This window comes from Georgenia sp. M64 (assembly GCF_038049925.1).
In the GTDB taxonomy this organism is placed as follows: Bacteria; Actinomycetota; Actinomycetes; order Actinomycetales; family Actinomycetaceae; genus Georgenia.
In genome coordinates, this window is sequence record NZ_CP145809.1 from 2,459,048 (window position 1) to 2,477,881 (window position 18,834).

Annotated in this window: 11 protein-coding genes; all 11 read right to left on the reverse strand. The window is 75.0% G+C overall.

The genetic code is table 11. The features are described from left to right. Position 1: 1 nt before the first annotated feature. Positions 2–3,814, reverse strand: coding sequence for a hypothetical protein (locus AAEM63_RS11105; protein ID WP_341358337.1), 3,813 nt, complete (start codon positions 3,812–3,814; stop codon positions 2–4). Between the two features lie 9 nt (positions 3,815–3,823). After that, positions 3,824–4,684: a hypothetical protein gene (locus tag AAEM63_RS11110; protein WP_341358338.1), complete on the reverse strand. Its 861-nt coding sequence runs from the start codon at positions 4,682–4,684 to the stop codon at positions 3,824–3,826. A gap of 73 nt (positions 4,685–4,757) precedes the next feature. Beyond that, positions 4,758–6,470, reverse strand: a complete 1,713-nt coding sequence (locus AAEM63_RS11115; protein ID WP_341358339.1) for a hypothetical protein — start codon at positions 6,468–6,470, stop codon at positions 4,758–4,760. A 13-nt stretch (positions 6,471–6,483) separates the two neighbouring features. After that, positions 6,484–8,703 carry a hypothetical protein gene (locus AAEM63_RS11120; protein ID WP_341358340.1) on the reverse strand — a complete coding sequence of 740 codons (2,220 nt, stop codon included), beginning with the start codon at positions 8,701–8,703 and terminating at the stop codon, positions 6,484–6,486. Then, positions 8,703–10,625: a hypothetical protein gene (locus AAEM63_RS11125; RefSeq protein ID WP_341358341.1), complete on the reverse strand. Its 1,923-nt coding sequence runs from the start codon at positions 10,623–10,625 to the stop codon at positions 8,703–8,705. The genes AAEM63_RS11120 and AAEM63_RS11125 overlap by 1 nt, the downstream gene beginning before the upstream one ends. After that, complete coding sequence (locus AAEM63_RS11130) at positions 10,622–15,664, reverse strand: hypothetical protein (RefSeq protein WP_341358342.1); 5,043 nt, start codon at positions 15,662–15,664, stop codon at positions 10,622–10,624. Before AAEM63_RS11130 ends, AAEM63_RS11125 begins: the two co-directional genes overlap by 4 nt. Next, complete coding sequence (locus tag AAEM63_RS11135; protein ID WP_341358343.1) at positions 15,661–16,080, reverse strand: GPW/gp25 family protein; 420 nt, start codon at positions 16,078–16,080, stop codon at positions 15,661–15,663. The genes AAEM63_RS11130 and AAEM63_RS11135 overlap by 4 nt, the downstream gene beginning before the upstream one ends. 2 nt (positions 16,081–16,082) lie before the next feature. Next, positions 16,083–16,379 carry a PAAR domain-containing protein gene (locus AAEM63_RS11140; protein ID WP_341358344.1) on the reverse strand — a complete coding sequence of 99 codons (297 nt, stop codon included), beginning with the start codon at positions 16,377–16,379 and terminating at the stop codon, positions 16,083–16,085. A gap of 49 nt (positions 16,380–16,428) precedes the next feature. After that, positions 16,429–17,070 (reverse strand): phage baseplate assembly protein V, encoded by a 642-nt coding sequence (locus tag AAEM63_RS11145; protein WP_341358345.1) that lies wholly within the window; start codon positions 17,068–17,070, stop codon positions 16,429–16,431. Beyond that, on the reverse strand, positions 17,067–18,182 hold the full coding sequence (locus AAEM63_RS11150) for a contractile injection system protein, VgrG/Pvc8 family (RefSeq protein ID WP_341358346.1): 1,116 nt from the start codon (positions 18,180–18,182) through the stop codon (positions 17,067–17,069). Before AAEM63_RS11150 ends, AAEM63_RS11145 begins: the two co-directional genes overlap by 4 nt. Beyond that, positions 18,163–18,834: a hypothetical protein gene (locus tag AAEM63_RS11155; RefSeq protein WP_341358347.1), complete on the reverse strand. Its 672-nt coding sequence runs from the start codon at positions 18,832–18,834 to the stop codon at positions 18,163–18,165. The genes AAEM63_RS11150 and AAEM63_RS11155 overlap by 20 nt, the downstream gene beginning before the upstream one ends.

Consider the following 18,834-nt stretch of genomic DNA (forward strand, 5'->3'; position numbering starts at 1 on the left):
CCTAGCTCCCGCCGGCGCTGAATCCGCCCGGTTCGTACGAGATCTTGGCGCCCCGTCGTCCGGCAGCGTTCATCTTGCCCTTGCACGAGCTACAGGACAGGTAGTGCCCGGTCATGACCCAGTGAGCACCAGGGCGGACGTAGTCGTCGTAGGTCGACAGCGCCCGTGCCTCGGTGTGTGTGGCGAGCATGTTGAGGGGGTAGCCGAGCTCGTACTCCTCCTGGGTCATGTCGCCGCTCACCAACGTGGTGGCCACCACCTCTTGTCCACCGACGATGATGCTCAGCTGCATGGTGTGGGGGCCGCGCCTGACGACCTCCTTCTTGGAGTACCGGTCGGTGTCGGACGGGCGCAGGCGCAGCAGCGTCCCGGCACGGAACCGGGTCAGCCGGAACGTGTACAGGGTTGTGCCGGACATCTCGGTGGTCTCGACGAACTCCGCGTCCTTCCACTCCTCGCCGCTCGCCAACCGCACGGACGCGGGGTCCCCGGCCTTGAAGGCCACTGCCTCGTCGGCCACCGGCGCAGGGACGGCTCCCTCGACCACCGAGTTGTTGGGCGCGATCGTCACGGTGAAGTCGAGATCAGCATCGGTGCGGTCCTCGGCGGCGGGCGCGAAGGCGATCGTCAGGCCGATCCCGGGCTCGAGCAGCGAGGTGTAACGACGCTCGATGGTGCGAGCCTGTTCCTCCTTCGCGGACCGCAGGGAGGCGTAGTCCTCTGCCTCACCCCCGGCCCGAAGGTCACTCGCCGCTTGGGAAGCGACCGCTCGGTGATCGGTGACGTCGAGATCCGCCGGCGGCGGGGCCTGGTCGGCGGCCGCGGCGGGCTTCGGCCCGCCGCCCAGGATCGCGAGGACCGCCTTGCCGCCCTTGACCGCCTGGTTGATCACCCAGTCGATGGCGTCGTTGACGGGTGCGCGGGCCTTGTCGATCGTGTTGCGGATGGTGGTGCTGATGTCGCCCAGGCCGAGCAGGCTGGCGAGGAACCCGATGGCTACCGGTATCGCCTTGGCGAGGGCGTTCTCGACGAACGTCGCCGCCACGCTGATCGAGCCCTTGGCGATCGCCCCGATCGAGTCGATCACCGCGTTGACGAGGTCGATGATCTGCGACCCGCGGTTGATGAAGAACATGACGATGTCGTAGATCGCCTTGCACGCCTTGAAGAACGCGGACGCCGGGTTGAGCAGGCCGACGATCCACGTGATGCCGGCGACGATGACCTTCTCCTGGATGAACTCCCAGATCGCGTCGAGGACCATCGCCTTGAGATCGGCGACCTTCTCCTGGATGAACCGCCACAGACCCGGGATCCCCTCGGTCGCGATGACCTTGAAGACCTCCGCCGCCTGCTCCAGCGCCGAGACGACCGGTTCGCCCACGATCTTGACCGCCCGCGCACGGAAGTTGGCGTAGGTGAGCCCGAGCACCTGCAGGACGATGCTGACGATGCCCTTGAGGTCGAAGGAGTCCGGCATGGTGATCCCGGCCCCGCCGAGCGCGCCGAAGAGCCAGTCCATCAGGCCCTTCCTGAGGTGGGTGCCGATGTTGGCGATGAAGTTCTCCAGGCCGAGGGCGACGCCGGCGACGAGGTTGCCCAGGAAGCCGATGGGGTCGGAGATGATGTCGGAGACGACGTCGGCCGCCTTGGCCAGGATGCTCAGCAGCATGTCCTTGAAGGCGAGGATCTTCTTGACCAGGCCGATCGTCGCGTCGTAGACCCGCTGCCACAGGGACTTGTTGGCGGCGCGCAGCTCCTCCTCCATGGCGGACATGCGCTCGTACGACGCCTTGTACTGGTTCGTGAGGCTCTCGACGAGCGCGTCCTTGCGGGCGTCGATGCTCTGCGTCATCTCGTCGAACTCGTTGGAGACCGCCGCGAGCGTCTCCATGCCGAAGGCCTGCAGGCTGACGTCGAGGCTGGCGACGAAGACCTGGACCTCGGCGAGCCCCTGGGTGACGCGCCGCTTCGCGGCGGCGAGCTTGGCGTCCACGCAGTCGGCGACCAGGTCGATCGCTTCGTTGACGTGCCACAGGTATGCGCTCCGGGCGGTGGCGAGGGAGCTCTCGATGAGCTCCTCCCAGTCGTCGCCCCACGTCGTCAGCCACGTACCGACGCCGCCCTTCTCCTCCTCGAAGGTGTCGCGGTAGGCCTTCTCGGCGGCGGTGAGACCCTCGCCGAAGATGCGGGCGGCCTCGGTCTCCATCTCCGTCAGGAGGGTCTCGACGTCGGTCCGGGTGCGGTTCTTGATCCCCTCGATCGTGGTGGTGACCCGCCGGCGCTCTGCCTCGTCCCGCGTCATGGTGCCCGTCTGGCGGCCCGCGACGGTTCCGATCACCCCGGTCCGGGCCTCCTGCATGCCGGCCAGGCCGCCGGCCAGGGCGCCCTGGGCCCGCTGCTCGGCACCCCCGCGCACCTCGGCCTCGCCGGCCCGGTACGTGGCCGCCACCTGGGCCTCGTGCTCCTCGGCCTCGGTCCGGGCCGTAAGGGTCTGGCCGAACTCCGGCTCGTTCCCCCGCTCGAGCTGGTCCTGGGTGACCCCGCTCTCCGCCATCGCGGAGTCGGTCGCCTGCCGGTCCTCGGAGTAGTCGAGCCGCTCCGGGGGCAGAGGTGCCGGCACGACGGGGGCGGCGGCGACGGGCGCCGGGGACGGGCCCACCTGCTCGACCTGCAGGTCGACCTCCGGCTGGGGCGTCTCGACGTCGGCCGGAGGCACCTCGGCCGCGGCGGGCGCCGCCAGCGGGCCGGCCGCCGCGTCCCGCTGCGCGCCGAGCTGCCCCTGGAGGCTGGAGCTCGCGGCCTGCGCGCCGCCGGAGATGACCCTGTTGGCCTGGTCCTCGCTGGTCGGCGTCGGTGACGTCGCCGCCACGATCGCCGCACTCAACGCAGCCCGGAAGGACTCCCGCTGGAAGGTGTCCGTCTCCGTCCCCGCCTCGTCGAGGTTCTGCACGGTCGCGACGGCGGCGCCGCGCAGCTGCTCGGTCGGGTGGCGGACCGCCGCCGCCTGAGCATTGACCTGGATCGTCCCGGCCGGGGTGTGCCCGGACGCCCGGCCAGCCCGCTGGCGGATCTGCTGGACCGCCGGCGCGATCGCCTCCCGCGGCGACGGCGGTTCCGTCACCTCTGGCGCCGCCTCCGCCGCGGCTGCCTCCACCGCGGCCCCCTCCGCCGTGACCGCACCGGCTTCGGGGACGACCGGCGCGGCTCCGGCCATGGCCTGCGCTGCTCCGGCTCCTGCCGCCGCGGCCTCGGTCGCCGCTGCCGCCGGCTCCGCCGCCCCCGGCCCGCCGGCAAGCTCCGCCACCGTCCCTGCTCCGCCTGCCGGAGCGCCGGGTCCCGGTGCCGAGACACCGGTCATCGCCGTCGTTGGGCCGGTCCCGGTGGTCACCGTCGGACCGGTCGCCGCCGTCCCGGGCACCCGGGCAGCGACCGGCACCGCCGCAACCGCGGGCGCACCCCGCACCGCCACAGCCGGCGCCGCCGCTCTCGCGACGACCGGAGCGGCACCCCGCGCCACGGCCGGAGCAGCCGCCCTCGCGGCCGCGGGAGCAGCGGCCCTCGCGGCCGCGGGAGCAGCGGCCCGCGCGGCCGCAGGAGCGGCAGCCCTCGCGGCCGCGGCCGCCGACACGCTGCCCGCCGCCCGGGCCACCGGCCCGCCCTGGCCCAGCCCGAACGCCGCGCCGACCCCCCGGTTGCCCAGGCGCTGCTGCAGGTCGGCGGGCGTCACCGCGCCGGCCCGGCGGGTCGGCGCGGCGGGTCGGCGCGGCTCCGCACCGGTCCGGCGGGCGGGTGCCTGGCGGGTCTGGGCCATGGTCCGGCGCTACGAGCCCGCGGCCTTCCGGGCGGCAGGGCTCTTGCCCAGCCGGGAGACGGCGTCCTCGAGCGCCGCGACCTTCTCGGCCAGCTCGGCGGTGGCCCGGTCGGCCGCGCACATGGCCTCGACCGGCTTGACCCACCGCCGCCCCGCGTGGTCCGGCTCGCCGACGATGCCGCGGTTCTCGTCGAGCGTCACGGCGCCCAGGAGGATCCACTCCGCCTCGCAGCAGCAGCTCGGGCACGTGGTGAGCAACTCGCACCACCCGCGCCGCTCGGTCTCGTAGGACTGGTCGCCGTGGTCGTCGCACCGGCCGTCGTCGTCCTGCCGGTCCGCGGGCGTGCGGCGGCACACCGACAGGGCGTCGAGCTCCTCCGGGGTGAACGCCCGGACCAGCGTGTGCTCGCGAACCCGCCCGCACTCGTGCGCGTCGTCGTCGCGGCACCGTCCGCACCCGTTCCCGTCGTCGCTCCGGTGTGACGTCTCGTCCGACGTCGTCCGGCGCACGGCGATGAGCACCGTCGGCGGCGGTGGCTCGCAGGCACAGGGGTCGGGCGTCAGGTCGAGCTCGACGGGTGCGCACAGCTCGATCGGGTACCCCTCGCAGTCGATCGCCAGGCCCCGGTCCACGCAGAGCACCCAGGCGGGCTCGCCCTTGACGGTGCGCCGCACCCGAAGCCCGAAGCCGCAGACGACGCCGCACCCGAGGTACGCCCGCAGCACGCTCTGCAGCAGGGACACGGGGTAGCGAGCGGCGGTGTCGAGGTCGTCGGCGCTGACGAGCATGCCGTCGTGGAACGACACGCTCTCGATCCCGCTCGGCCGCGCCTTCCGGGGGAGCTGGACGCTGCACTCCTTGGTCTTCATCTTCTCGCTCCTTGGTCTCGCGCCGCCGTGCGGTCAGGTCCACGTCTGGTGGTGCCGGGTGCCACGTGGCCGGTCATGTCGCGCCCCCGGTGTCCGCCTCGTCCGGGCTGTAGCCGCCCTTCCGGCGGGTCCGCCGTTCCACCTGGAAGGCGGTGACGAGGTCGTCGCCGGGCCGGGACTGGCACCGGACGCCGCACTTCAGGCCCGGTGGGCGGGCGTCGAGCATCCGGCCGCAGCGGTCGCGCAGGAGCTGGCCGCGGACGGTGATCTCGATCCGGGCGCCGGCGAAGAGGTTCGAGCGCCGGCCCGTCACCTCGGCGCCGAGCCACTCGTCGTCCAGCACGAGCCTGGCTCCCCAGGCGCCGTCGCCGTGGTCACCGTGCTCGGCATCTCCGTCCTTGTCGGCCCGGCCGAGCGGCGTCACCTCGGCCAGCGGGACGCGGTAGCTCAGCCAGCTGGCGTCGTCCTGCTGGTAGAAGGCGGTGACGAAGACGCTCGCCTCGTGGAGGGTGCGCGGGTCGAGCGGTCTGGTGAACCAGACCTCGAGCCCGCCCGACGTCAGCCGCTCCTCGAACGCCCGCCAGGGCACCGGCGTCGACCAGCCGCCGTCGAGCCAGTCCTGCCAGGAGACCGACCGCACCCGCGGCAGGTCGGCGTCGCAGCAGCTGGTCAGCTCGTACAGCAGCGGGTTGCGGTAGACAAACGGGCGGACGCTGACCGTGTCGGGCTCGGTTCTGGGGCAGAAGCCGTACCGCGGGTCGCAGGGGTCGGGTCGCGGCCCGGGGTGCGCGTCGTGGTCCCACCGGTCGGACTTGTCGGGACGCTGCTCGGGTTCGTCGAGGTGCTTCTCAGGATGCTTGGGGTCATCCCGGTCCTTCTCGGGGTACTTCTCCCCCAGCGCCTCGGCGGGCCTGTCCGGGTAGCGCTGGTCGCTCTTCGGCGGCTCCTTCTGCTCCTGCTTCTGCGGGTACTTCTCGTTCTCCTTGGCCGGGTCCTTACCCTCGGGGTACGGGTCCTTCCCGTCGTCCTTGCCGTCATCCTTGCCGTCGTCCTGGGGGTACTGGTCCGGGTCCTTCCCGTCCGTCCCGGGATGCTGGTCGCGGTCGTCCTTGGCGGCGAGGTCGCAGATCCGGACGCACGCCAGCGGGACGCAGACCTCCGGGTCGGCGTCGTACTCCCACTCGTCGTCACCGGTCGGGCGCATCGGCCCCGGCTCCCGGAGAAGCCACTCGACGTCGGGACTCTCCGGATCGCCCGGCAGGCCGCCGGTGCGGACACCGAGGTACTCGTCGTGGCTGAGGCACCGGTCGTGCGGGTGGTCCGGGCAGTCCCGGTCGACCCCCAGGCAGCCACGGTGCAGGGAGAAGACGACACCGTCGTGCGCCCAGTGCGGGTCGTCACCCCGGCAGTCCTCCTCCTGGGGGGCGCGGCGCGCGTAGTGCGCGCACAGCGTGTACCAGCCGGGCCCGCGCGGCGGCGGGCCGACGAGGTCGGCGATGCCGAGCCGCCCGCCCTCCCACAGGAGCATCCGGCCGTGCCGGTCCAGCGCCAGACCGCCGCTGAGCTCGAGGCAGCCGCGGCGCAGGTCCAGGGCACCGTCGTCGTCCACCGACAGGGCGAAGCCCAGGACGACGCCGTAGCCGTGGACGGCGCGGCTGAGCAGCTGCTGGCGCATGAGCTCGTCGGCGAGGCCGGCGTTGAGCTGCTCCGCGGTGAGCATCTGCCGGGGGGTGAAGCTCGGCCGGCGGGACCAGGCGCCCCGCTCGGGACCGCTCCTGTTCTTCATAGGTCGCTCCTTCTCACTGCAATCGCGGTCCTGGGCCAGGTCGGGCGGCGTGGTCGAGCACGATCGGTGCGCCGGCCGTGGCGGGGAGGGGCCAGCGGCCCAGTCGGGTCGTCGCCCCGAGGTGGTCGGCGCCGGCGAGCCGGGAGTCGTCGGAATCGGCGACGACGGCGCCGTCGGTGCGGTCGCCGGGCCCGCCCGCCAGGCGCAGGCCCCCGCCGAGCCGCCTCCCACCGGCCGCGCCGGTCCACCGGACCTCGACGCGGCAGTGCGCGGGCACGAAGACGTCCAGGAGCCGGCCGAGGAGGGGCTCGAGCTCGGAACGCTCCGGCCCGACGGCGAGCGTGATCGTCACCGTCCGGGCCCGATAAGCGAGCATCGCCACCGGGTCGGCGCAGGTCGGACCGAGCCGGGCGGTGCCCAGCACCAGCGCGCCGGCGCGCGGCGGGCGCGGCAGCTGTCCGAGCGCCACGGTGTCCGCGCCCAGCCGGGCGGGCTCCGCCCCGACCGACGGCGCCGCGTGCACACCGAGGAACCAGCCGGCGGGCTCGTCGGCCGAGTCCTCGACGCTCGCCCGGCCGCCGGTGACGAGGTCGAGGACCAGCTCCAGACCCGTGCGGGTGCCCCGCAGGTCGAGGATCTCGGCGGCGCGGACGAGGAGGCCCCGCCGCACGTGCGCGGGGAGCTCGCCGAGCGGCGGGAAGCCCAGCCAGCCGAGGAGGTAGTCGCTCCAGCCGTCGTCCGCGGTCACCGGGTCGAGCCGGGCCGGGAGCGCGTCGAGGGTCTCGTCGATGCCGTCGAGGAGCACCTCGTAGGGCGCGAGCAGGCGACGGAGCTCGTCGGCGCCGCGCGGGTCCTCCCGGTAGATCGCCGGGAGGTGGTCGAGGTAGGACGTGCCGGGGTAGCGCACGCGCAACCGGGCCAGCTCGGGCGCCGGGCCGCCGGCGGGCACGGCCAGCTCGAGGCGCAGCCAGAGCGTGGTCCCGTCCGCGCCGTCGAGGAGGTCCACGAGCCGTTCCGGCGAGTCGGTGCTGCCGCGGTAGGTGGCTCCCCGCCGCCAGGTGAGCCGCTGCTCATCGACAACGCCGGCTCGGGACCGTCCGTCGAGCAGCGACGCCGCGAGTGACGGGTCGCCGGTCGCCCAGCTGATCTCCAGGGTCGTCCCGGCGGGCAGGACGACGTCGACCTCGGCCCGGTCCCACGGCGCGACCGGCCCCAGCGGGGAGACCAGGGCGGGGGTGATGAACGTGGCCCGGCGTGGCTCCGTCGCGGGCGCCGCGACGATGTGCGCGAGGCCGCCGCTGCCACCGAGAACGAGGGTCGTCCCCTCCACGGCGAGCGAGGTCAGGCGGCCGAGGCCCCGCGGGAGGGTGAGGACCTGGTGGTCCTCGACGTCGCCGGTGCGGGGGTCGAGCGACTGGTACACCACACCGGCCGAACGGTCGTCGGCGACGGTGAGCAGGTGCACCACCGTGTCGGCTGCGAGCAGCGTGCGGCCACGTCGGTGCACGGGGTCCAGCGGGATGCGCGTCACGGCCGCCGTCGAGGTGTCGACGACGAGCAGCTCGGTCGAGGCGTCGGGGTCCACGACGGCGATCCAGGCCCCGGTCGCGCCTGCCGCCACCGACAGCTCGGCTCGGTCACCGACAGCCGGATCCGACGTGTCCGCGCCTGCGTCCGCGGCCGGGCCCGAGTCAGGGCCGTCCGTCCGGTCCAGCGCGATGGTGTCGCGACAGGTGCGGCCCCAGCAGTCGACGTGCCGCAGCCGCCGGCCCGCTCGGCCGAGCTCCACGACCCACACGCCGTCTGCGCCGTCACCGGTCACGTCGCTGACCCGCCAGCCGGTCGGGACCGCGGCAGGGGTGAGGCGCTGGAGCGTCCGGGCGTCGTGACGCTCGAGGTCGTCCCCGGCGAGCACCCACAGCAGCGACCGGCCGACGACGAGGCGCCGCGCCGGCGCAGGACCCTCCAGGACCCCGAGCTCGGCGACGGCCTGCTCCTCCGCCAGCAGGCGCGCGAGCTCGCGGGACCGCGGCCGCAGCCAGGTCAGCCCGGCACACCCGCCGGCCGCGGCCAGGGCGCCGCCGTCGGCGCTCCCCGTTCCGCCGACAGGGCGCACCGTCAGAACGTCCGGGACGACCAGCCGGTCACCCCGCACCTGCAGGCCGCGGCGGACGCCGGCCCGCCAGTGGGCTGCCGTGCGGAAGTCGTAGACGCGCTCCTCGACCGAGGGCATCAGTCCCACCTCCGCCAGCTCGGCTCGGCGCCCGGGGCGCCGCCGTCGACGACGACCTCCACGTCACCCGCGACGACGACGCCGTCACGGGGCACCGTGAGCCCAGACGACTCGTCGTCGGCGGTCGCCGAGGAACCTGCCGACCCGTCCGCCGCGAGCCGGACGTCGGGGACGGTCCCGACACCCTCGACGCTCGCGACGATGGCCACGACGTCGGTGACGGTGAGGTCACGTCCCAACGGCCAGGGCTCCGCAGATCGCCGCACGGCGGTGAGCCGGTCGCGCAGCGCCGCCTCGACCGCGGCCGCGACGTCACTCGGGACGGCCCACGCCTGGGTCGTGACGCGCACCGCCACGTCGACGACGACGACCGCCGGCCCCTGGACCACGAGCCGCTCGCCGAGCACCCGTCCGCCGCCGAGCTGCGCGGCGACCTCACGCAGGTACGCCCGCGGCACCTCGGCCGAGCCACCGGGTCCGACGTCGAACCCGGCCGGGGCCACGACGAGGGTCCGGACGCCGTCGACGGAGCGGCCGGGGAGCCGGCGGTCGAACCGCGGCAGCACCTCCGCCCGGCCGACCGCCATGCCGGGCAGGGCGTAGGCGGCGGCCGCGAGGTCGTCGTCGGTGAGCAGCACCGCCCGGCTGGTGGCCGCGGCCCGGGCGTGCGCGAGGAGCTCCGTGGCGGTCGTCGCGTCCCGGCCGCCCGCGAGCGCGTGGCGGTTGGCGCCGTACGGGACCGGGCCGAGGACCGGGACGCCCCAGGTCAGACCGGGCCGGAGGTTCCCGCCGGAGCCCGCGGTGCGCAGCAGGTCGCCGTGGGCGATCGCCGCGCCGGCCGGTGGGCGGCGGCCGTTGACGCCGTTGCCGAAGACGACGGCGTCCGGCGTGACGGCGTAGTGCCGGTCGTCCGGGCCGGAGGTGGCCAGGTCGTGCTCGGTCCAGGGCTCGTCGCCCACCTCGATAGCCAGGCGGGGACCGCCGGACGCCGGAACCAGGTCGGCGGTCGAGAGCTCGACCGTCTGGTCCGGCAGGCCGGTGCCGACCGCCAGCGCCGCACGGGCGACGCGCTCGAGCTGGACCACCGGCAGGGCGTTGACGGCGACGGCGCGCACCTGCGGGGGGACGGGGAAGAAGCCGCGGTCCAGCCGGAGGCGGACCTCGGCGGTGCCCGGCCGTGCTGGCGGGACGGTGAGGACGACGACGCCGGTCCTCGCCAGCCCCGCGGTGCCGTCGTGCTCGACCGGCAGGTGCTCCCACCCGTCGTCGGCGGCCCGATACTCCCAGACCGCCGGGCCCCAGGAGGTCTCCGGCGACGGCGGGGGTCCGGGCGGCGCGGCGACCTCGAGTCCGAGCGCGACCGGGGCGGTCGTCCCGGCCATGCCGGGGGCCTCGTCGAACCGCAGCGTCAACGCGGTGGCCGTCTCGGTGTGGGTGGCGGTGCCCGGGCCGGCGCCGTCGACCGTCCACGTCAGGCCGTCGGGCGCCGGCGCGGGCACGGCCGCTCCACCGACCGTGAGGTCGACCCCCACCAGCGCGGCGGGCGTGAGGTAGACCTGCCGGTCGCTGACGACGCGCAGCGCCGGGTGCGCCTCGCACCGGACCTCGGTGCCCTCCCGGAGGAGCCGGCCCTCGGCCACGCCCTGGGCCGGCCAGACGATCCCGCGCGCCGGGGCCGGACCCTCCGCCCGGCGGCCCAGCAGCGCGGCGAACGCCCGCAGGTGCCGGCCGCCGACGTGCCCGGCGCGGTAGACCTGCTGGTCCACGATCCAGGCGAGGAGGTCGACGAGCGTCATCCCGGGGTTGTGGACGTTGTGGTCGGTCCAGTCGGGGGCGTACCGGGGGATCTCCCCGCGGGCAAGGTCGACGAGCTGGTCGAACTCGATCGTGTCCAGCGAGGTGACGAACTCGCTCGGGATCACGGCGCGCCTCCCGTGACGACGACGGAGAGGTCCTGGGCGCAGACGAGGCCGTCCACCGGGAACGCCTCGGGCACGTCGACGCTGACCTCGACCACCCGCTCGACGCCACCGACCGGGGCGAGCGCCCGCAGCACGTCCGCGGTCGTCGGGCGCCGGCCGAACGGCCACCCGGTCCCGTCCGGCCCGCCGGTGACGGGGTCGAACAGTGCGGCGAGCGCCGTGGTGGCGTCCTGCTCGACGGCGGCCCACCGCTCGGGCGGGGCGCCGAGGGTGACCGCCACGGTCACGGGGACGTCGGTGGGGCCGGTGACCTCGACGCCGTCGCCGTCGAGCGCGCCCCAGCCGACCTCGCGCAGGCGCGCGGCGACCGCGTCGAGCTGGGCGAACGTCGGGTGCGGGCAGCCGGTGCCGCGCACGGCGACGGCGACCCGGACCGGCTCCCCCGGCCCCCGCGGGCGCCGGCACCGCGCGCGCAGGACGTCCCCGGAGGAGGCGACGGCGAGCGCCTCGACGTCCGCGGGGGTCAGGGCGCGGCCGGCGTGGCGGAGCTGCTGGGGCGCCGTGGCGAAGAGGGTGTCGGCGGCAGGGGCATCGATGCCGCCGGCGGTGCCGAGCGGCAGGACGGCGGCCTCGACGCCCTGGACCGCCGTCGTCAGACGGGTGGCCGGCCAGGGTGGGGTGTTGCCGGCCGCTCCCCCGCCCTGCTGGTAGCCGAAGGCGCGGATGTTGTCCCGGCCGGCGGGCGGGATCCGGCCGGTACGGTCGTCGCCGAACCGCACCCGGCCGGTCGCGGGCTCGAGGACGTACACGCGCGCGCCGCCGCTCTGCCCGACGAGGCTGTCGACGCGGCGCCAGAGCACCCACGTGCCTGGTGTCCGCTCGACGCCGGTGACGACGGGGGCCGGGCCTGCCCCGCGGGTCTCGGCCGCGAGCGCCGCGAGTGCCGTGACCTCCTCCTGGCCCAGGTCCTCGCGGACGCGGAGCTCGACCGTGTCGGGCAGCACGGGGACGTCGGCGAGGAAGACGGTCGTGCCGGGGGCACCGAGGCTCGAGCCGAGGATCTCCTGCTGGACCGTGCGCGCCTGACTGACCGGCACCGCGTTGGGCAGGAGGAGGCGCACCACCGGCGCCCAGCTCGCGGCCGCCTCGGCGTCCGACCCCGCGCCCGAGCCGGCTACCCCGCCCGGTGCCGAACCGGAGCCGCCCGGGTCCGCGCCAGGGCGCAGCCGCAGCCACACCCGGTCCCGGCCGAAGAGCCGCACCGGCACCGGGTCGTGGTCGAGCGCCAGGGTGATCGTCCCGGTGCGGCGCAGGGACGCCGTCCGGTCGTCGGTGGGCACCCGGCGCCAGCCCTCGGGCGTGCGCACGTCCACCTCGAGCGCGCCGGTCCCGGGCTGGTCGACGGCGTCGACGAGGAACGTGAGCGGCCCGCGGCCGATCGCGGCGGTCAGGCCCGCGAACACCGCTCGCGACTTCGCGCCGACCGCCCCGGCGCCCTCGAACAGCTCGAAGCTCGCCGACGCCACGGCTGCCGCCTGCGTCTGGTCGACGACGTCGGCGTTGTTCTCCACCAGCAGCACCTCGGGCGGCAGGCCCGGCGGGGAGGCGAAGGTCGCCTCGATGGCGAGGATCTCGGGCGGGCGCAGCTCGGAGGTGTCGACGACGACCGTCTGCTCCGTGACGCCGCCGCTGGTCTCCTGCCGGACCAGGTAGGTGGGCCGCCCGTAGTCACCGCCCACGAGCCGCGCACGGATCCAGTAGTCCTCCTGGCCGCCGATCTCGGTGGTGGTCAGGTCCGCGGGGACGACGAAGCGGATGGTCCCGGACGTCGAGAGGTCGTCGGTCCCGTCGAGCACCTCCAGGCGCCGCCAGCCCTCGCCGTCGGCGTACTCCCACGACAGCTCGGGGTTGGTGTAGCCGCGCTCGCGCACGGTCACCGACCAGGTGGGGTCCTCGGCGAACGACGCCGCCGTCGCGCCTGCCGCGGGCAGCGTCTCCCAGGCCGCGCCGAGCCGCGCCCACACCACCGACAGGACCCGCTCCGCGAGCAGGACCTGCTGGGTCCGCGGGTCGGCGGGGGCGCCGAAGACGAGCTCGCTCGGCTTGACGGTGGTCACGACCTTCGCGAGGGTGCCGAGCGCCTCGTCCGTCACCGACACCACGGCCGTCTCCTCGACCACCTGGTACTCGGGGTCGTCGCCGGCGACCTCCCGGTCGAGGGTGGCGACGCCGCCGGTGAGGTCGGTGACGACGTGGCTGGCCTCGCCCGCGACGATCCGCGACCCCACCTCGGTGGCCGTGTCCGTGGCGGCCAGACGCAGCTGCGTGCGGCTGTCCGCCGGATCGAAGGTGCCGGTGTGGGCGGTGGCGCCCACGCGCAGGAACCGCACGGTGGTTCCGGCGGTGACGCCGTCGACCTCGTACACGCGGACGTCGCCCTCGCGGATGCGCCGGTTGGCCGACCCGAGGGTGACGAAGGACGGGGCGGTGCCGTCGGACGGGGTGATCTCGGCGCGGTTGGGCACCCAGGGGCTCTCGAGCTCGATGAGGTCGTGGAGCTCGACGTCGAGCTCCTCCGGCGCGGCGACGGCGGCACGCAGCACCCGCTCGCCGGCGCCGGGCACGAGCAGCTCCAGCGCGTCGTCGGTCGCGACGAGCTGGGGGCGGGCGGCCGACGCCGGGGCGGGCAGGGGCGTGGTCGTGACGTCCTCGCCGCCCTGCCACACGAACGCCTCGTCCGGGCCCAGGCCGACGGTCGTGGGCAGGCCGCCGACGCCGAGCACGCCCGGGTGGGCGTGCAGGGCGGAGCCGTCCGCGACCGTGCCCGCGATGGGCAGGACGGTGACGTCGTCGCCGTCCCGGTCGAGCCCGACGAGACCGCCGCCGGCCGCGAGGCACACCCACAGGTGCTCCGCGCCGCCGGTGCGGTAGCGCGTCGCCGCGGGGACGACGTCCGGGCGGGCCGGGGGCACCGGCTCCTCCCCCGCGACCTGCGTCCACGACGCCGTCGGTCCGGCGGCCCCGTCCTCGACGGTGGCCACCCACAGGGCGCCGTCGTCGTCCGCGGCGAGGACCTCGACCCGGTCCGGGCGGCCCGGCCAGTCCGCGCCCTGGACCCCGGTGAGGAGCCGCAGCCCGGCCGGGGCCAATGAGTCAGGCTCGACGGCCGACCAGGTGCCCACCGCGCGCCCGGCCTCGTCCAGCCGGAGGGCGTGCAGGTCGTGGTCGGCCATCTCCAGGATCACGGCCACGCCGTCGCCGGCCGGGGCCGGGACGATCACCGGCGCGACGACGGCGACCCCGCCGTCACCCGCCGCCGTCTGGCCGGCCGGGCGGTCGAGCGCGTGCCACGTGCTGCCGTCGACGGTGACCGCCGTGGAGGTGGTGCGCACCACCGCGGACCACAGCGCGCCGTCGCGGTCGGTCACGACGACGACGTCGCCGGCGGCATCGGTCCGCCCCACGGCCACCGGCGCGGCGGCCCCGAGCAGGACCCGGCGGCCGTCCTCGCCCGTGAGGGGCGCCTCGAGCCAGCGGACGGCGCCGTCCTGCGGCAGCAGCACCTGGAGGTTGCCGTTGCGGCCCGCGCCGTAGCCGCGCCAGTCCGTCCCGGACCCGGTCGCGAGGACGAACGCGACGATCGAGGAGTCGACCAGGGTGATGTCCAGCCGGGCCGTGGCGCCCTTCTTGCTCAGGGTCTCCGGTGCGGCGAGGGCGAAGACGTCGAAGCGCAACGGCTCGGGGCCGAAGGGCAGGAACCGGCGGGTGGTGGCGAGCGGGGTGCCGTTGTGCGCGGCGGCGGTCACGGTCCGGCTGCCCTCCGCGGGGGTCGCACCGCCACCCGCGCCGGTGCCTGTGCCCGTACTCGTGGCCCCGTCCTCGCCGGTCCCCGCGGAGGCGACGCTGAGGTGCACGCCCGACGCCCGGGACGTCGGGGGCCGGCCGACCACCGGGGTGCGCAGCTCGGCGCGGAGCCACCGGGAGGTGTGGCCGTGGACCTCGGTCTCCTCCACGGACCCGGCCCACGACTTGGCCACGCGGACCTGCGCCCCCCGGACCCCGAGCAGGTCGAGCCGCTGCCAGGCCGGCTCCTCCTCGCCGTCGCGGGTGCCGAAGAGCGACCAGGCGACGTCGAGCGCGCCGAGCTCCCGGGCGAGACCGGCCGGGGCGAGGGTCACCCCGATGGTGGCGGGCTGGTCGAGGTTGAGCAGGTCGGGGTGGCCGAGGTGCAGGACGTGCGCCTGGACGTCGCGCAGGCGGAAGGACTCCAGCGCAGAGATCCGCGCCGCCGTCGTCCCGGCGGGCGCGGGCTCCTCGAGGGGGTCCACCAGGGTGACGAGCCCGTGCTCGTCGGCCTCGAGCACCCGGTAGGCGCCGGTCCCGATCCGCAGCAGGTCCTCCGGGGCGAGGCCCCCGGCGGGGCTGAGCTGGACGGTCCGGCTGCCGGCGCCGGCGAACGTCAGCAGGCGGTAGCCGTCCGCCGCCGCGACCGGCGCGGCGGGCGTGGTCACCCGCGCCGGGGCGAGCTCGATGCGGTCGGCGCCGGCGTCGACGGCGACCAGCTCGCCCACCCGGCCCGGGACCACCCGGAGGCGGGCCTGGGTCTCGAAGGTGACGTCGTCGCCGGCCGGGGCGGGCCGGGCACTGGCGGCACCGGCAGCACCGACGTCGGGCGCCGGGGGTGTCACGGCCACCTGGGTGCGGGCCGGCGCGTGCACGGCCCGCAGCTGCTTGACCCCGAGGGTGAGCACGAGTACCCCGGTGGCGGGCCGGGGCGGCGAAGGCGGCAGACCGAGGAGGTCGAAGAACGCCAGGGCGTCGCGCCGGGCGGTGGCGTCGAGGCGCTGCGTCGTCTCCTCGGCGAGCCGGGCGCCGATCCGCAGCAGGGCCGAGCCGACGTCGTCGCGCTCCTCCGTCGGCCGCCACCGCGGGGTCAGGGCGGCGGCGAGACGGCGCAGCTCCGCCCGGAGCTCTGGTGCCCGGCGGGGATCGGTCCCCGGGTGGACGCCGGCCTCGAGGCGCGAACGGTAGGTGCTCATCGGCTCGCCGACTCCCGGAAGGAGAAGGGGTAGACGAGGTTGCCGGGCTGGTTGGTCGCCCGGACCTCGTAGTCGATGACGACGTCGAGGCGGCCCAGGCCCAGGTGCGCGCTGCTCACGGTCACCGCGCGGACGTCGATGCGGGCCTCGTAGGTGCGCAGCGCCTCGCGCACGGTCGTCTCGATCTGGGCCACGACCTGGGTGGACAGGGCGGCGAAGACGAGGTCGTGGATGCCGCACCCGAAGTCCGGGCGCATGACCCGCTCGCCCTTGGCCGTGCCGAGGATGATGACGATCGACTGGCGGATGTCCTCCTCGTAGGAGACGAGCTCGACCAGGCCGGTGGCCGGGTCGAGCGCGACGGGGAAGGCCCAGCCCGTCCCGAGGAACTCGCGTCCACGTGCGTCGGTGTCCATGGTCAGCCGATCAGGACGGTCGGGTCGCCGACGGCGACGGCGTTGGGCGGTCCGGCCTCGAGGATCTGGTCGCCCAGCCGGGCCGCGGGCAGGCCGCCGATGAGGACCGTGGGGCTGCCGGCGGCGATCGTGCCGCCGACGTGCGGCTTGGGCCCGTCGAAGAGCGGGCAGACGTGCGTGTCGGATCCGGCCCGCCACGCCGGCCGGCCACCGATGAGGACGGTCGGGCAGCCCGGCCCGGGGACCAGCGGCGAGCCGTGGGCGGTGGTGTCACCCACCCGCGCGGCCGGCTTTCCCATGATGTCCCTCCTCCTCGCTGATCCGGACGACCTCGTCGAGTTCGTCGACCTAGTTGATCTGCACGACCGAGCCCTGCAGCTTGAGCGTCCCCGACGACGTCAGGCTCATCGACGCCGAGGCGTCGATGGAGACCGTGGCGCCCTTGAGGACGAGCTCGCGGCCGGCGGTGACGGTGACCTTCGCGCCGCCGGAGTCGATGGTGATGACGTTGTTCTTGGCGTCGTCGACCGTGATGCCGTCCTTGTCCAGGGCGATGCGCTTGCCGTCGGCGAGGCGGACCTCGATCTCGGGTGCGGCGTCGTCGTCGTTGAACCGGATGGTGTGCCCCGCGCGGGACGTGATGACGCGGGTGTTGTTGGCGCCGTCGCCGTTGTCCGCGGGTGGCTTGTCCTTGCCGTTCCACAGCGAGCCGAGGACGTAGAGGTGGGACGGGTCGCCCTTCTCGGCGGCGACGAGCACCTCGTCGCCGATCTCGGGCAGGAAGTACGTGCCGCGGTCGGCCCCGGCCATGGGGACGGCGAGCCGGGCCCAGAAGCTCGTGTCGCCGTCGGGGTGCCAGGGCAGCCGGACCCGGACGCGGGCCAGGCCGTCGGGGTCGGTGTTGTCGGTGACCTCCCCCACCGCGACGCCGGTGAGGAAGCCGTCCGCCTCGCGCTCGGCCTCCTCGGTGCGCATCCAGGTGCCGCTCATACCGTCGTCTCCTGCACTGTGAAGGTGGTGCGGTAGCCGCTGCCGTCGAGGGTGTGGGTGGTCTCGGCGATGTAGTAGGTCTTGGAGAAGGCCCGGCCCAGCCCGCCGAGGGTGACGTTGGTGTCGGGCAGGAGCTCGGGCAGTCCGACGCACTCCCCGCGGCCGGTGAGGAAGTCCTGGGCGCGTTCGTCCAGCACCGCCTGGGCGCGCGCGTCGGCCTCCTCCTGGGTGCTCACCGGTGCCCGGAGGTTGAGGACGGGGTCGGCGGCGAGAGCCCGGACGACCCGTTCCCCGCCGCTCTCCTCGCCGGTGTCGCGGCCGGTCTCCTCCCCGCGCCGGGCCCGGCCCACGATCTCGGTGCCGGTGGCGGCCGAGCGGCCGTGCACGCGGACCTCGGAGATCTGCCGGGCGAGGTTCGCCTCGGGGCTGAAGCTCAGCAGCCCCTCGCCCCAGACGAGCTCGGCGACGGCGGCGGCGTCCTTGTGCCGGGGGCCGAAGTAGAGCGTGCGGTCCCGCTCGTAGAAGGTGGCCTTGTTGCGCTCGGCGAGGGTGGTGACGAAGACCATGTCGGTCTCGTTGTTCTGGTCGATGCGGTCCTTGGCCGGGGTGGTGGGCTCGACGTCGGCGCGCAGGCCGGCCGCGCGGGCGACGTCGGCCACGGCCGTGCTGTCCGGGGCGGCCTCCCAGTGCCGGGTGTTCTTGCCGACGGTGAGGGGGTAGAGGCCGTCGCTGCCGCTGATGGACAGCTCGGGGGTGGAGCCGGCGGAGAAGTCGGTGCTGAGCTCGGTGACGACGCCGGTCAGCACCGGGCTGAGGGCGGCCGGGTCGCCGTACCCGAGGGCAATCTCCACGGTGGCACCGAAGGCGAACAGCTCGAGCAGGTCCACCCGTTCCTCGGCGCGGGTGGCGAGGAACTCCCGGGCCTTCCAGTCGAACGCGGCGGCCACCTTGAAGGAGAAGCGGCCGGCGGTCTTCTCCTTGAGGTCGACGCTGACCGAGGTCACCGCGAGGTAGAGGTCGCGCAGGACGTCCTCGCCGCCGACCTTGACGGCGAACGTGGGGACGTAGAACCGGTCGTGGGCGGTGTCCTGCTCAAGCTGGGCGAGTCGCACGGGGCACCCCCTCGTCGATGGGCGGCAGCACGAGGACGGTCCCGGGCGGGATGCGCCGGGGGTCGTCGACGTCGTTGTGCCGGGCGATGAGCCGCCAGTACCGGGGCTGGCCGTACTCGCGGGCGGCGAGGAGCCAGATGCTGTCGTGGGCCTCGAGGACCCGGCGCTTGGTCTTGTCGGCGGAGTTGCGGCGCGGGTCCTCGAGCTGCTCGGCGATGGTGCGGTACTGCTTGAAAGTGACCGAGAGGGTGGCCCGGACCGGGGTGCCGTCCGAGGCGAACATCGTCAGCCGCTGGGAGATCTTCTCCACGACGGCGACGAACCGGAACACCCCCCAGCGGAACTCGACCCGGGGCGGGGCGTGGAGGTCGCCGTCGATTGAGAGCAGGTCGGTCAGCGGCGAGGTCAGCTCGAGGACATTCCGGCTCTGCCCGTCGGTCCAGGTGTCGAAGAGCAGGTCCATGCTCAGGACGCGGGCGTTGCCGTTGACGAACTGCACCACGGGGTTGGACAGGCCCGGGGGGGCGGACTCCTGGAAGTTGGCCGAGTACTCGACGTTGTACTCGGTGGGATTGAACAGCACCGTGATGGGGGTGCCCGCGGCGCGCCCGTCGAGGGGGGTGACGATCGCCTTCGCCAGCTCCTGGGCCAT

Bases quoted from the DNA above. Each gene is read 5' to 3' on its own strand.
- AAEM63_RS11105 (WP_341358337.1), bottom strand. From the start codon at position 3,814: ATGGCCCAGACCCGCCAGGCACCCGCCCGCCGGACCGGTGCGGAGCCG.
- AAEM63_RS11110 (WP_341358338.1), bottom strand. From the start codon at position 4,684: ATGAAGACCAAGGAGTGCAGCGTCCAGCTCCCCCGGAAGGCGCGGCCG.
- AAEM63_RS11115 (WP_341358339.1), bottom strand. From the start codon at position 6,470: ATGAAGAACAGGAGCGGTCCCGAGCGGGGCGCCTGGTCCCGCCGGCCG.
- AAEM63_RS11120 (WP_341358340.1), bottom strand. From the start codon at position 8,703: ATGCCCTCGGTCGAGGAGCGCGTCTACGACTTCCGCACGGCAGCCCAC.
- AAEM63_RS11130 (WP_341358342.1), bottom strand. From the start codon at position 15,664: ATGAGCACCTACCGTTCGCGCCTCGAGGCCGGCGTCCACCCGGGGACC.
- AAEM63_RS11135 (WP_341358343.1), bottom strand. From the start codon at position 16,080: ATGGACACCGACGCACGTGGACGCGAGTTCCTCGGGACGGGCTGGGCC.
- AAEM63_RS11140 (WP_341358344.1), bottom strand. From the start codon at position 16,379: ATGGGAAAGCCGGCCGCGCGGGTGGGTGACACCACCGCCCACGGCTCG.
- AAEM63_RS11145 (WP_341358345.1), bottom strand. From the start codon at position 17,070: ATGAGCGGCACCTGGATGCGCACCGAGGAGGCCGAGCGCGAGGCGGAC.
- AAEM63_RS11155 (WP_341358347.1), bottom strand. From the start codon at position 18,834: ATGGCCCAGGAGCTGGCGAAGGCGATCGTCACCCCCCTCGACGGGCGC.